This is a genomic window from Spongiactinospora rosea, from assembly GCF_003315795.1.
GTDB classification, from domain to species: domain Bacteria; phylum Actinomycetota; class Actinomycetes; order Streptosporangiales; family Streptosporangiaceae; genus Spongiactinospora; species Spongiactinospora rosea.
Genome location: NZ_QMEY01000041.1, coordinates 35,089 through 47,268, shown reverse-complemented (window position 1 = coordinate 47,268; position 12,180 = coordinate 35,089). Strand labels below are relative to the sequence as shown.

Below are 12,180 nucleotides of genomic sequence, written 5' to 3'. Positions count from 1 at the left end.
GAGCGCCCCGAACACCAGCAGCGCGGCCAGCTTGAACACCTCCGCGATCAGCTCGCCGAAGTGCTCGAACGATGCGCGCTGCCGCTCGCCGAAGGTGGCCACGGTGATACCGGCCGCGAACGCGGCCAGGAACAGGTTGCCGTGGGTGACCTTGCCCAGCGCCAGCACGAGCAGGCCGATGGCCAGGGCGTTGAGCGGCTCGTACTGGGTCGAGGCGGCGAACCAGCGGGTCTGCTCCAGTTTGATCGCCAGCCAGGGCACGGCCACGCCGATCACGATGCCGATGCCCAGCTCCAGGCCCAGTTCGCCGAGATGCAGGTCCGCCGAGCCGGCCGCGACGGCGAGGAAGAGCACGACGAACGGCAGCGCGAGCCCGTCGTTGACGCCGGACTCCACGTTCAGCAACTGGCGTAGCCGCGGCGGCACCTTCTCGTTGCCGACCAAGGCCGCGGCGAACACCGGGTCGGTCGGTGCCAGAACGGCGCCGACCAGCAGCGATTCGACCCACCCGAGGCCGATCAGATAATGGGCCAGCAGCGCGGTGATGACAAGCGTGAGTGGCAGCCCCCAGCCCAGCGCCCGTCCGGGCAGCCGCCAGGCGGTACGCAGGTCCTTCCACCCGACCCGCATGCCGTCACTGAACAGGACGGCGAACAGCGCCAGCTCGGCCAGGCCGCCGACCAGCTCGTCGCCGGGGGTCAGGGACAGTACGCCGAGCGCGCCGTCCCCCAGGACGAATCCGGCGACCAGGAACAACGCCGCGGTCGACAGCACGGTGCGGTGGGCCAGGCTGGACAGCAGCACGGCCAGCAACAGCAGCCCGGCGAAGGCGGTGAGCAAGGTCATCATCATGGCGTCTCCGCGTGATCGGTGCCGGTCATGCGAGGTAGCGCAGCCACAGGTACGGCACGCACAATGCGATGGTCACCGCGGTGACGACCAGGCCGTAGCGGGTGAACTGCCAAAAGCCGATCGGTGTGCCGTTGCGGGCCGCGATGCCCAGCACCACGACGTTGGCCGCCGCGCCGACGGCGGTGGCGTTGCCGCCGAGGTCCGCGCCGAAGGCCAGCGCCCACCACAACACCTGAGCAGGTCCGTTCCCGCCGCCGTCTGCGACGAGTTCGGCCACGATGGGGCTCATCGTGGCGACGTAGGGGATGTTGTCCACGATCGCCGACAGTCCCGCCGAGGCGCCCAGCAACCCCATGGTGGCAACGCCCAGCCGCCCCTGCGTGGCGTCGGCCGCGGCCTGGGAGATCTGCCCGATCACGCCGGTGTGCACCAGCGCGCCGACCATGACGAACAGCCCCGCGAAGAACGTCAGTGTGGGCCATTCGACCTCGCCGAGCGCCTGCGGGGTGGTCACCTTGGTGGCCGCCACCAGAACGCCCGCGCCCAGGATCGCCACCACCGAGGGCTCATAGTGCAGTACCGGGTGCAGTACGAACGCCGCCATCACCAGGGCCAGCACGACCAGGCTTTGGGCCAGCAGCCGCCGGTCGTTGATCGCCTCCCGCTCGTTCAGGCTCATGATCTCCGCGGCCCGGTCCGGGTCGTAGCGGAACGACCTGCGGAACAGTACCCGGCACAGGGCGATGAAGACCGCCATCAGCACGATCACCATGGGCGCCATGTGGATGAGGAAGTCGTTGAAGCCCAGGTTCGCGCGGCTGGCGATGATGATGTTCGGTGGGTCCCCGACCAGCGTGGCGGCGCCGCCGATGTTGGAGGCCATCGCCTCGGCGATCAGGTAGGGGGCCACCGGCAGGGCCAGTCGTTCGCACACCAGGAACGTCACCGGGGCGATGAGCAGCACGGTGGTGACGTTGTCCAGCAGCGCCGAGGCCAGGGCGGTGATGACGACCAGCAGGACCATGAGCGGGTAGGGGCGGCCGCGGGCGCGTTTGGCCGCCCAGATCGCCAGGTACTCGAACACGCCGGTCTGCTTCAGCACGCCGACAATGATCATCATGCCGAGCAGCAGGAAGATGACGTTCCAGTCGATGCCGGTCGCCTCGTCGAAGAACGCGGCGCGGGCGTCGGTTGCGTGGATGAGCAGCATGATGCCCGCGCCGCCGAGGGCGGCGGCCACCCGGTGGATCTTCTCGGTGGCGATCAGCGCGTAGGCTCCCACGAAGACGACCGTGGCCGCCCAGGCGAGCAGGTTCACAGGCTGGTCACCCGGTCCAGCAGCGCCTGGAGGGTGACCGCGCCGAGCAGGCGGCCCTCGTCCATGACCGCGACGAGCGGGCTGTGCGTGCGTGCCATCAGCGCGGCCAGTTCCAGTACGGTCGCGTCCGGGTCGGTGACCGGCAGTTCGCGGGGGCGTGGGGGGAGGGCCTCGCGTACGGTACGGCCGGCCAGCGCGTCAAGGAAGTGGTCGGCGTGTTCCTCGTCGATCACCCGGGCCAGCGCGGGATCGTCTTGGCAGTATCCGGGTACGGCCAGGCGCAGCACCTGTGTGCCGGGCAGGATGCTGGCCGGTCGCCCGTGCTCGTCGATGACGATGAGGCCGGGCAGGTCCTGTTCGGCCAGCAGCCGGGCGGCCTGCGACACGGGGGTGTCGATGGTGATGGTGGGGAAAGCGGCGAGCAGGTCGCGTGCGCGCATGGCGGCGGCCCTTTCCGGGATCGGCGGAAACGACTGCCGACCAGGCTTCCCGGCGCACCTACATGGAACCTATCAAGAACCGTCAAGATCGGGCAGAGGGGAGGGAAGTGGTACCGGCCATCGAGCTGAGAGGCACGGTCAAGCGCCCCTGCGACGTTCGCGGCACCGATGGGCTCGGCCGACGCATCCAGCCGGACGAGGCGCAGCGCATGCAGCCGCTCCGAGGCCGAAGGTGAGCGCTACCTGCTGAGCGACAGGCCGTGCTCGTCGGCGAAGGCTCGGCGGCACAGGCCATGGCAGAAGCCATACAAAACCCCTTCGTGGAACAGGGTGAGGGTGGAGTCGTCGAGATCCACGCCCATGCCGCAGATCGGGTCGATCAATCCGCCCTGCGCCGTCCGCGGTCCCGGCCCCCCGGAGGTCTGGTCACGGTAGGGACGGGAGAGAAGTTCGGTGAGGTCCAGGCTGCTCATGGCCCTGCCCTGGATCCCGATACCACCCTCGGATATCCCCTCCACGAGTATCACCGCGTGTGGTTCGCGCCGCAGTCGTCCGGGCTCGCGACCGGCGGATCGTTCGGTTTCGGTCAGGACGTCGGTGACGATGTCCACGATGTGTTCGCACATCTCCTTACGCCACGACGCGGGCACGGTCACCCGTACCAGGTAGCGCGGCGGGTCGGCGGGGTCCTGCGCCGGGCGTTGGCCGAGAACCCAGGTGGTGGGCTCGTGCAGGAGGACTTGGGTGATGGTGCGCTGGGCGTCGAGGATCTCGATGGCATGGCTGTCGTCTTCGACCATCAGTGTGTCGATGAGGCGGCGTCCCAGTGCTTGGCGTTCTTCTTCGCTCAGTGCTCCCCGGGGAACGAAGACATCGATGAGCAGCATCTTCCGGTCAACCTCTCAGAACCGACTTTCCAGGTGCGTGTCCAGCATGCCCGGGAGGGGTATGGCCGGGCATCCGGCGAGCGGAGGATCTGCTGCCTACCACGTGGGGAGTAGCCCCCGGCGTGATCCCGTGATGTCAGTCGCACCGCTGATCTGTGCAGGGGCGCTGGTGTTTCGTCGCCGACACGGCCGATGATCGCCTGTGCGGGGCATTTCTGATCATCGTCGTTCTTCCTGCCCGGCAGCCTGCCCGGACCGCTGATGCTGCTGCCAGCGGTGCAGCAGGCCGGGCAGTTCGGCGAGCAGGAATTGGTAGAAGTCGCGCATCCGGCTCAGCCGCTCGTGCGCGGGATCGCCGGTCCGGGTGACTGCGATCCCGGCCGCGGCGGCGTCCAGCATGGCCTGGACGGCGGTGTTCTGGCTGGTGAACAGGAGGGCCCAGGCGTCTTCGCGGAGCCGGTAGTGCTCGCGGCGGCTGCCGGGGGCCGGTAGTCGTTCGATCAGGCCGACCGCCAGCAGGGATTTGATCGCGCCGGAGACAGCGCCCGCACTGGCCGCCAGCCGCTCGCCGATCTCACCCGCGGTCACACTGTGCAGGTCGGTGAACAGGAACACCGCGAGCGTCCGTGCGGCCATCCGCTGCAGCCCGCCTTCTGTGAGCACCAGCGCCAGCCGCTCGGCCGCCTCCCACTGTTCATGCTCACCGTCCACACGCCACTCCAAATCACCGAGCCTTCAGGAATTTCTGAAAACATGCTAGCTTCAAGCCATCGGATCCCCCGCCATGCGGGGTGCCGATGGTGTGCCGGGAAGCCTGGTCGGCGATGTGCATCCAGCCCACGCCAACAAGGAGCCCTCCGCGATGACCCTGCTCAGCCGCCTGCTCAGCCTGCGCCCCGCCGTCCGCCACCCGGTCCGGGTCCGGCGCAACGTGCCGATCCCGGCCGCCGACGGTGTGCGGCTCATGGCCACGCACTACTACCCGGCGGGCGTCCAGACGCCGCCGCTGGTCTTGATGCGCACCCCGTATGGCCGGGGCCGCCTGGTCGACGCGCTGCCCAGGCTGCTGGCCGAACGCGGCTACCAGGTGCTGTGTCAGAGCCTGCGCGGTACGGCCGGCTCACAGGGGCGATTCGACGGCTTCGTCATCGACCCCGCGGACGCCGATGGAACGCTGACCTGGCTGCGCTCCCAGCCGTGGTTCGGTGGTGTCCTGGCCACCTGGGGCGCCAGCTACCTCGGATACGCACAGTGGGAACTGGCCGCCCGGCAGATCCCCGAGTGGAAGATCGCAGTGATCCAAGACGCCCCGTCGGCGTTCGCCGGTGGCTTCATGTACCCGGGCGGCGCGTTCGCCCTGGGCAACGCGCTGGGCTGGGTCCAGTTGGTCGACACCATGTTCCGCAGCGACAATTCCATGCTCCGGCAACTACTGGCCGTGTTCGGCGCGAGCCGCCGACTCCACCGCGCCGTACTCACCCTCCCGCTGACCGACGCGGACCGGGCGCTGACCGGACACCGGGTGAGCTGGTACCAGGAGTGGCTCACCAACCCCCCTGGCAGTGAGTCCGGCCAGGAGTACTGGGCGCGCATGGACCAGCGCGGCAACACCGAGCGGATGCCGCCGATCGTGTACCTGCAGGGCGGCTGGTACGACTTCTTCCTCCCCGGCATGATCGAAGACCACGCCAGGCTACTGGCGGCAGGCCGTAGCGTCCGGTTACTGATCGGCCCCTGGAGCCATGGCAAGGGCCTGAACACCCGCGCCGCCCTGAGGGACGCCCTGACCGCGCTGGACGCCGCCCTGGCCGGTCGGCAGGCCCCCACCGGGGTGCGGGTGTTCATCACCGGCGCGAAACAGTGGCGAGACCTGCCCGGCTGGCCGCCCGCCCACCGGCCCACCCCCTGGCACCTGCATCCCGGTGGCGGGCTGAGCCGCGAGCAGGCCGCACCGGGCGCGCCGCCGAGCCACTACCGCTATGACCCCACAGACCCGACCCCCACCGTCGGCGGCACGATCGTGGGGTTTTCCGCGGGCCCTGCCGACAACCGCGCCATCGAGGCCCGGTCCGACGTGCTCACCTTCACCACCGCCCCGTTGACATCGGACGTGGAGGTGATCGGCCCGGTCCGGGTCCGCCTGTACGCCCGCGCCTCCCTTCCGCATGTCGACTACACCGCACGGTTGTGCGCGGTGGACCCGCGCGGCCGCTCGGTCAACCTCTGCGACGGCATCATCCGCCTGCCCGCTCCCGGCACCGGCCAGGAGAAGACGGAAGGCGTGCGCACGGTGGACATCACGCTATGGCCGGTGGCCCACCGCTTCGCCCGCGGCCACCGGATCCGGCTCCAGGTCGCCGGGGGCGCCCACCCCCGCTACGGCCGCAATCCCGGCACCGGGCGGCCCTTGGCCGCAGAACGCGAACTACGTGCATCCGACAACGAGATCCTGCACGACCCTGACCACCCCTCGGCCATCTGGCTGCCCGTTTCGTCGGCTTTTTCGCAGGCGTCGTGAAACCGCTCGCCGCCGGGCCGGCCGGCGGGTGGTGTCAGCTGTGGACCGGTGGGGCCGGCAAGGAGGGGGGCCGCCAGCGCCAAGTGGCGTTGCCGTCCGGGTTCAGGCCCTTGCGCCACACCGGGCCCGGCACCAGGCGGATCATGGTGGTCATCAGCTTGTGTAGGGCAGGGGAGGTGCTGCGGCGGCCATCGGCGCGGGCGCCGCGTACGGTCGCCTGGGTGCGCGGGCGGCGTTCGGCGTCGTAGCGGCGCAGCGCTTCGTCCAGACCCGGTTCGCCGGCCAGCGCGGCGGCGAGTACGACGGCGTCCTCGATGGACTGCCCCGCGCCCTGCCCACGGTCGGGGCTCATCGCGTGCGCGGCATCCCCGAGCAGCGCCACCCGCCCGCGTACGTACGTCGGCAGCGGGTCCAGATCGCAGATGTCGACATGGATCACCGCCTCCGGCGGCGTGGCGGCGATCAGCGCCGGGATCGGGTCGTGCCAGCCGCGCACCCGGTGGGCGGCCTCGGCCTTCTCATCGTCATAGCGGACGGCCGGTTGCGGGCTGGTGGTGACGTAGGCCCAGTAGGCCCGGTCACCACCGAGGGGGTGGATCAGGAAATAGGCGCCGGGGCCCATGGTGATGCTGCCGGGCAGATCAACGGCGCTGGTGACGCCCAGCCAGGCGGTCCGGCCGAGGTAACGCGGCGAAGGCGCGTCCGGCCACAGCAGCCGGCGAACGGTGCTGTGGATGCCGTCGGCCCCGATCACCAGGTCGGCGGTGGCCTGGCCGCCGTTCCAGGTGACGGTCACCGCCCGCTCGTCCTGCCGGACGCCGGTGACCTGCGCGCCCGTGCGCACCCATCCGGGCGGCACCGCCTCCAGCAGCACCCGGTGCAGGTCCGCGCGGTGGAAGGCGAGCAGCGGCGTCGCCTCGCCGGGGCGGGCCCGTTGCAGGTGGCGGCCGTCCGGCAGGAGCAGGTTGGTGGCGGAGTAGGTGGGCACCCCGGCGGCGCGGGCCTGCTCACCGACCCCCAGCGCGTCCAGGGCGCGCATCGCGTTCGGCGCCTGGGACATGCCCGCGCCGATCTCGCGCAGTTCGGGGGCGCGCTCCAGTACGGTGGCCTGCCATCCGATGCGGTGCAGCGCCACGGCCGCGGCCAGCCCGCCGATGCCGCCGCCGGTCACGATCGCCCGCCCGGTCATCGCGTCTCCGTGTCCTGGTGTGGCCCGGCCTGGACGGGGTCCAAGGGCGGCGCGGCCTCGAACACCTCTGCCATCCACTGGAACGCGGCGTGCGCCCGGCGGATACGCGCGGCCCGCTCGTTGTCAGGGCCGATGAGTGTCAGGCCGTCGCGGGTGACGTCCAGGAACGAGGTGATCCCGGCGATCTGGCGTCGCACGACGGCCGCCCAGGCGTCGTCGGCCATCCGGTAGTAGACGGTTCGCTCTCCCGGCCGGGTGCGCCAGGCCAGAAAGCCCATGCTGGACAACAGGCGCAGGTTGGAGGTGAGTGAGGCGCGGCTCGCGCCGATGGCCGCGCTGATCTGCCCGGCGGACTGCTCAGGCGGATCGCAGATCATCAGCCAGCCCAGGACTCGTCCGGCGATCGGCGGCACTCCGTCGCCTGCCAGGTGCATGGCGATGCGCTCTACCCACTCCAGCAGCGGTTCGTGGTCGGTCACACGGCCTCCCTTCTTTCTTACAGTTATTTCAGTATGAGCTAAAACTGGTGTATCGATCAAGACGGTGTGCTGAAGGAGAGCCGGGAGGTCTGGTCGGCCCGTGGCCAAGGCCACGATCCACCGGCTGCCGTCGTGCCGTGACATCCCGCTGTGGGAGAAGGCGCTGTCTATCTGGACTGGTCTGCTGGTTGTCAGGGACGTCAGCCACATGACCGTGTGAGTTGGTCAGGCTTCTGTAAATGACACCTCGCTTTGATCCGTGTTCATGACACGGTTTCTCCTCCTAGTCGGTGGTCCATGGGGGGACTGAAGTGCGCGTACGGCGGGTGGTCGGTAGCGGGAAGAGGCAAGAGACCTATGCCGTCGTGGACGATGACGGACAGGTCGTTGAAATCGTTGACGACTATCTCGCGGTCTGCACGGATCGGGAGTACTCCCCGAATACGATCCGTGCCCGCGCCCACGATCTGAAGATCTGGCTGGTCTTCCTGCGCATGCTGGGCATCGACCTGCTCGAAGCAACGCCCGAGCATGTGGACCAGTTCGCTGGCTGGCTGAGACGTCCGATCCCGGCGGGCGGGCTACGAGCGGTCGAGGCGGATGATCTGCCAGGGCGGGAGGCCTCGACGGTCAATCGAGCCCTCGACAGCGTCTGGATGTTCTACGAGTTCCTGGCCCGCCGGGGTCTGGGCATGGGCCTTCATACGGGTCGTGTCCGGCCCGCACGAACGGGGGATCACAGGGGTTTCCTCGCTGGCATCGCCGCAGGTTCGGTTACCGAGCGCCCGACCAGGTTGAAGGAAACGAAGAGACGGCCCTCCACCCTCACCGACTCCGAGGTGCAGCGGATCCTTGACAGCTGTGCGCATCTGCGGGACCGGCTGCTGATGTCGATGATGTTCGAGACCGGCTGCCGCGTCGGCCAGGCGCTGGGCCTGCGGCACGAGGACGTCAACACCGACCAGCGAACCATCACGCTGCGACCGCGAGACAACAACGTCAACCGGGCCCGAGGCAAGAGCCGTGATCCCAAGCAGATCCCGGTCCGGCAGACCCTTCTCGAGCTCTACACCGACTATTTGTTCACCGAGTACGGGGAGCTCGACTGCGACTACGTGTTCGTGTCCTTGTGGGACGGGAACGGCGCGACCCCGATGAGCTATTGGGCGGTGATGAGCCTGGTCAAGCGGCTCCGCCGCAGGGCCGGTATCGACTTTCATCCCCATCAGTTCCGCCATACGCACGCGACCGCCCTGCTCAGAGCGGGAGTGCGGCTGGAAGTTGCCGCGGAGCTTCTCACACACTCCTCAACCCGCACGACCTCCGACATCTATGGGCATCTGGACACCGACGACGTGGTCGACGAGCTGGAGCGCACGGGCTTCTGGGGCGCGCGATGAGCAGCTCGGCCAGTAGCCGCGTCGCACGCTTGATCCCGGCGGATCCTCGGGTCGCGGCTCTGCTGCGTGTCCTGCGCCCGGAGTTCCGAACCGAACGCTTCATCCCGCCTCCCGGGCATTTCCTCGCCCCGGTCCGATGCCGGGTCGAGGGCTGTCCCCGGGAAGACAGCGCCGAAGGGATGTGTCAGCAGCACCGGCGTGCGTGGCGGCGAGACGGTGTCCCTGAACTGGCCACCTGGGCGGCCGAACGGCGCAATCAGAAGATCGGCCTGCTGGCGGATATCCGGTCGTGCCTGGTGCCGTCCTGCTTGTTCGCCGCCGGGTGGGCTGGTCTATGCGATGGGCACCGCACCCAGTGGATGTCTCGTCCGAATGCCCGCCGCAAGGACACCAGCGTCGCGGAGTTCGCGGCCAACGCCGACCCCGTGGAACGACTGTCGGCTGGTCGCTGCCGGTTTCCTGACGGCTGCGGCTATCCCATCAGCGACGATGATCTGTGTGATGGGCACCGCTTCCGGTGGCAACGTCTCGGCAGGCCGGCGCTGGAGGATCTTCCTGAGGCGCTGAGAACGTGGCTGTCGCCCGGGTTCTCGGTGACGGGCCTGCCACCTCTTCTCACCCTGGAGCTTCAGTACCTGCTGCAGGTTCGCACCGACCAGCGGACCGCGCGGATCCTGCAGTCCACCTGGGGCTGTGCCATCAAAGTCGTCCTTGCCGAGGGCGTGGAGTCCCTGCGGGAGCGAACTCTCGACCAGTGGCGCAAGCGAATTGCCCGGGACCCCACCGTCCGAGCCTTGTTCGGCACCGCTCTCGCGGCGCTCGATGATCTGGACGGTCCTGAGGACGAATACGAGCGGGACGTCTGGCGACCCGAGCGTCTCGGCTTCACTCTCGAGCAGCGGCGGAACGTCTCCCCGCTGAAGTTCACCGCGATCACGCAGGCGTGGCTTCGGGAGCGAGTCAAGCGCTACACCAAAATCACCCTGGGGCGCGTAGAGCTGCGGACCATCGCCAGCGTGCTGCCCGCCTTCGCCTACTTCTCCCGGTTCCTGACCCAGGTCCTTCCAGACCGGCAACACGATCCTCTCCTGCTCGAGCGGGAGGTGCTGGAGGCTTACCTCGGCTGGTTGCAGCGCCAGGTAAACGAGAACAAGGCCGGCCGCAACCGCGGCCAGCCGCTCAGCGTGGCAACCCGCATCCGCCATCTCTCCGCGCTCGCGGGATTCCTCGATCACTGGCACCGCTACGGCTGGGATCCGCTCCTACCGGCCACGGCACGTATCTACACCGAGGACTATCCCCGGCGGAGCGGGCTGAAGGCCAACTTCATCGACGAGTACCTGATGGACCAGATCGAGGCCGAGGAGAACCTGACCCTGCTGGAGCCAGAAACCCGCGTCATGCTGCTCATCTGCCGCGATGAGGGGCTGCGGATCGGGGAAGCCCTGACCTTGAAACTCGACTGCCTTCAGCGAACCCCGTCGGGCCGATGGGCTCTGGTCCACTACAAGAGCAAGGACAAGAGCTACCGGGCGATCCCCGCCTCACGCGTCGTCGTGGAAGCGATTCGCGAGCAGCACCGTCGCGTCACGCAGGTGTTCGGCGACCGCTGCCAGTGGCTGTTCCCCCGCGTCCAGGCCAACCACGACGGCCGCCACCACATGACCTACACCACCATCACCCGACGGTTCGACGCATGGCTGAACGAGATCCGCCTGATCGACGCCCACGGCGCCCCGGCCCGGGTGACTTGGCACCAGTTCCGGCACACCCTCGGAACCCGGATGGCCAACGCCGGCGTGTCCGGACGCACGATCCGCGAAGTCCTTGGCCACACCTCATGGGAGATGCAGGAACACTACTCCCGCATCTCCGACGATACGCTCCGCCGGGAATACGAGGAGAAATACGAAGTCCGTTTCAACCTCAAAGGCCAGGCCGTCCGGATCCGCCCAGACACCGACCTGTCGGCCGTCGAGTGGCTGGCCGAGAAGATCGGCCGTCGTCTCCATGCGGTCTCGGGCGGCTGGTGCGGTCGACACATCTCCCGGCCCTGCCCCAAGACCGCCGCCGACGGCTGCTACACCTGCGAAGACTTCCAGACTGACCAGCAGTTCCTGCCGATCCACGAAGACACCCTCACCCGGACCCGCGACATGCAGGCCGCGGCCCAGGCCGCCGGCCGGTCACGCGCCGCCGAGGTCAACGCTCAGCTCGCCACCAAGGTCGAGCACCTCATCGAGAAGATCACCGACCAGGCAAGCCCCACCCCGGGACCACAGAAGCTCACACACACCGGTGACGGACCGCCAAACGACCAGTACGAGGTCGTCGCCGATGCCAGCTGACAACTCCCATCACCTGATCGAAGCAGCACGCCAACGCCACCTGGCCTGCATCGCCCGAGTCCACCACATCCTGGACAACCTCGAACGCAACGGCGGAAAGATCACCGTCGCTGGCGTCGCCGCCCAGGCTGGCGTCTCCCGCACTTTCCTCTACCATCCCGACCAAGCCGACCTGCTGAAACGACTCCGTGACCTCGCCGAACAGCAGCCCAGCGCCGGCCGTCCCGCCGCTCCCATCCGGCAGCGCCTCAGCACACGATCACACGAGACCATCGTCAAAGCCCTCCGCAAGGCCAACCAGACCCTCCGTGAAGAGAACCAACGCCTCCACAACGAACTCGCTGTCGCTCTCGGACAACTCCGCGACTACCGCAGAGGCATGCAGAATCCGACCTCACCCCAGACACAACCCTTCGTAGCTGACACTGTCAGCCACACAAATAGCCAGGTCAAAGGCCAGAGTTGATCATCAAGGTCCAGATATCGCTGTAGCGGATGCTGTACGAAACGGCGGCCAGAACGGCCGAGATCCTCGCGCTCAACGCCGAAGACCTCGACTTGGAGCATCGGCGCGCCCCGTCCGCTCCGAGGGCGGTGCCATCGAACGGGTGTATTGGGACAGCGGCACCGCCTACCTGCTGCCTCAGCTCCCGGACGGCCGCGCCCGCCCCGGCTATGACCGCGTCCGCGTCCTGCTCGACAAGTACGCCGGCCTCGACCTGCACCAGCTACGCCACAGTGCCGCCACC

12 protein-coding genes are annotated in these 12,180 nt (G+C 68.6%); 4 read left to right on the top strand and 8 right to left on the bottom strand.

The genetic code is table 11. The features are described 5' to 3' along the window. The 5 genes from DP939_RS43180 to DP939_RS43160 all read right to left on the bottom strand — a co-directional run. On the bottom strand, positions 1–852 hold an 852-nt coding region (locus DP939_RS43180; protein WP_225878905.1), incomplete at its 3' end, for a cation:proton antiporter domain-containing protein. Between the two features lie 25 nt (positions 853–877). Beyond that, entirely contained in the window at positions 878–2,170 is a 1,293-nt protein-coding gene (locus tag DP939_RS43175; RefSeq protein WP_113986648.1) for an ArsB/NhaD family transporter, read from the bottom strand. Further along, positions 2,167–2,610 carry a CBS domain-containing protein gene (locus tag DP939_RS43170; RefSeq protein ID WP_113986647.1) on the bottom strand — a complete coding sequence of 148 codons (444 nt, stop codon included), beginning with the start codon at positions 2,608–2,610 and terminating at the stop codon, positions 2,167–2,169. Before DP939_RS43170 ends, DP939_RS43175 begins: the two co-directional genes overlap by 4 nt. Positions 2,611–2,849: 239 nt before the next feature. Beyond that, positions 2,850–3,497, bottom strand: a complete 648-nt coding sequence (locus DP939_RS43165; RefSeq protein WP_113986646.1) for a hypothetical protein — start codon at positions 3,495–3,497, stop codon at positions 2,850–2,852. A 219-nt stretch (positions 3,498–3,716) separates the two neighbouring features. After that, on the bottom strand, positions 3,717–4,208 hold the full coding sequence (locus tag DP939_RS43160) for a GbsR/MarR family transcriptional regulator (protein WP_225878903.1): 492 nt from the start codon (positions 4,206–4,208) through the stop codon (positions 3,717–3,719). A 151-nt stretch (positions 4,209–4,359) separates the two neighbouring features. Here DP939_RS43160 and DP939_RS43155 point away from each other — a divergent pair, with 151 nt between their 5' ends. After that, a complete protein-coding gene (locus DP939_RS43155; RefSeq protein ID WP_158578990.1) occupies positions 4,360–6,015 on the top strand; it encodes a CocE/NonD family hydrolase in 1,656 nt (551 codons plus the stop codon). A 34-nt stretch (positions 6,016–6,049) separates the two neighbouring features. Here DP939_RS43155 and DP939_RS43150 read toward each other — a convergent pair whose 3' ends face one another. Beyond that, the gene (locus DP939_RS43150; RefSeq protein WP_113986644.1) at positions 6,050–7,204 is read right to left on the bottom strand and encodes an FAD-dependent monooxygenase; all 1,155 of its coding nucleotides are present in this window, start codon (positions 7,202–7,204) and stop codon (positions 6,050–6,052) included. Next, complete coding sequence (locus DP939_RS43145; protein ID WP_113986643.1) at positions 7,201–7,683, bottom strand: GbsR/MarR family transcriptional regulator; 483 nt, start codon at positions 7,681–7,683, stop codon at positions 7,201–7,203. Before DP939_RS43145 ends, DP939_RS43150 begins: the two co-directional genes overlap by 4 nt. Before the next feature lie 365 nt (positions 7,684–8,048). Between DP939_RS43145 and DP939_RS43140 the strand changes: the two genes are divergently transcribed. From DP939_RS43140 to DP939_RS43130, 3 genes are read left to right on the top strand one after another with little or no spacing between them, the layout of a single operon-like run. Next, a complete protein-coding gene (locus DP939_RS43140; RefSeq protein ID WP_199565801.1) occupies positions 8,049–9,083 on the top strand; it encodes a tyrosine-type recombinase/integrase in 1,035 nt (344 codons plus the stop codon). Next, positions 9,080–11,431, top strand: coding sequence for a tyrosine-type recombinase/integrase (locus tag DP939_RS47400; RefSeq protein WP_199565800.1), 2,352 nt, complete (start codon positions 9,080–9,082; stop codon positions 11,429–11,431). Before DP939_RS43140 ends, DP939_RS47400 begins: the two co-directional genes overlap by 4 nt. Continuing rightward, complete coding sequence (locus DP939_RS43130; RefSeq protein ID WP_199565799.1) at positions 11,421–11,897, top strand: DUF6262 family protein; 477 nt, start codon at positions 11,421–11,423, stop codon at positions 11,895–11,897. Before DP939_RS47400 ends, DP939_RS43130 begins: the two co-directional genes overlap by 11 nt. Here DP939_RS43130 and DP939_RS48425 read toward each other — a convergent pair. Next, positions 11,881–12,156: a hypothetical protein gene (locus DP939_RS48425; RefSeq protein ID WP_225878898.1), complete on the bottom strand. Its 276-nt coding sequence runs from the start codon at positions 12,154–12,156 to the stop codon at positions 11,881–11,883. The genes DP939_RS43130 and DP939_RS48425 overlap by 17 nt on opposite strands. Positions 12,157–12,180: the final 24 nt, after the last annotated feature.

Coding starts and splice junctions, on each gene's coding strand:
- DP939_RS43170 (WP_113986647.1), bottom strand. CDS start 2,610: ATGCGCGCACGCGACCTGCTCGCCGCTTTCCCCACCATCACCATCGAC.
- DP939_RS43165 (WP_113986646.1), bottom strand. CDS start 3,497: ATGCTGCTCATCGATGTCTTCGTTCCCCGGGGAGCACTGAGCGAAGAA.
- DP939_RS43155 (WP_158578990.1), top strand. CDS start 4,360: ATGACCCTGCTCAGCCGCCTGCTCAGCCTGCGCCCCGCCGTCCGCCAC.
- DP939_RS43150 (WP_113986644.1), bottom strand. CDS start 7,204: ATGACCGGGCGGGCGATCGTGACCGGCGGCGGCATCGGCGGGCTGGCC.
- DP939_RS47400 (WP_199565800.1), top strand. CDS start 9,080: ATGAGCAGCTCGGCCAGTAGCCGCGTCGCACGCTTGATCCCGGCGGAT.
- DP939_RS43130 (WP_199565799.1), top strand. CDS start 11,421: ATGCCAGCTGACAACTCCCATCACCTGATCGAAGCAGCACGCCAACGC.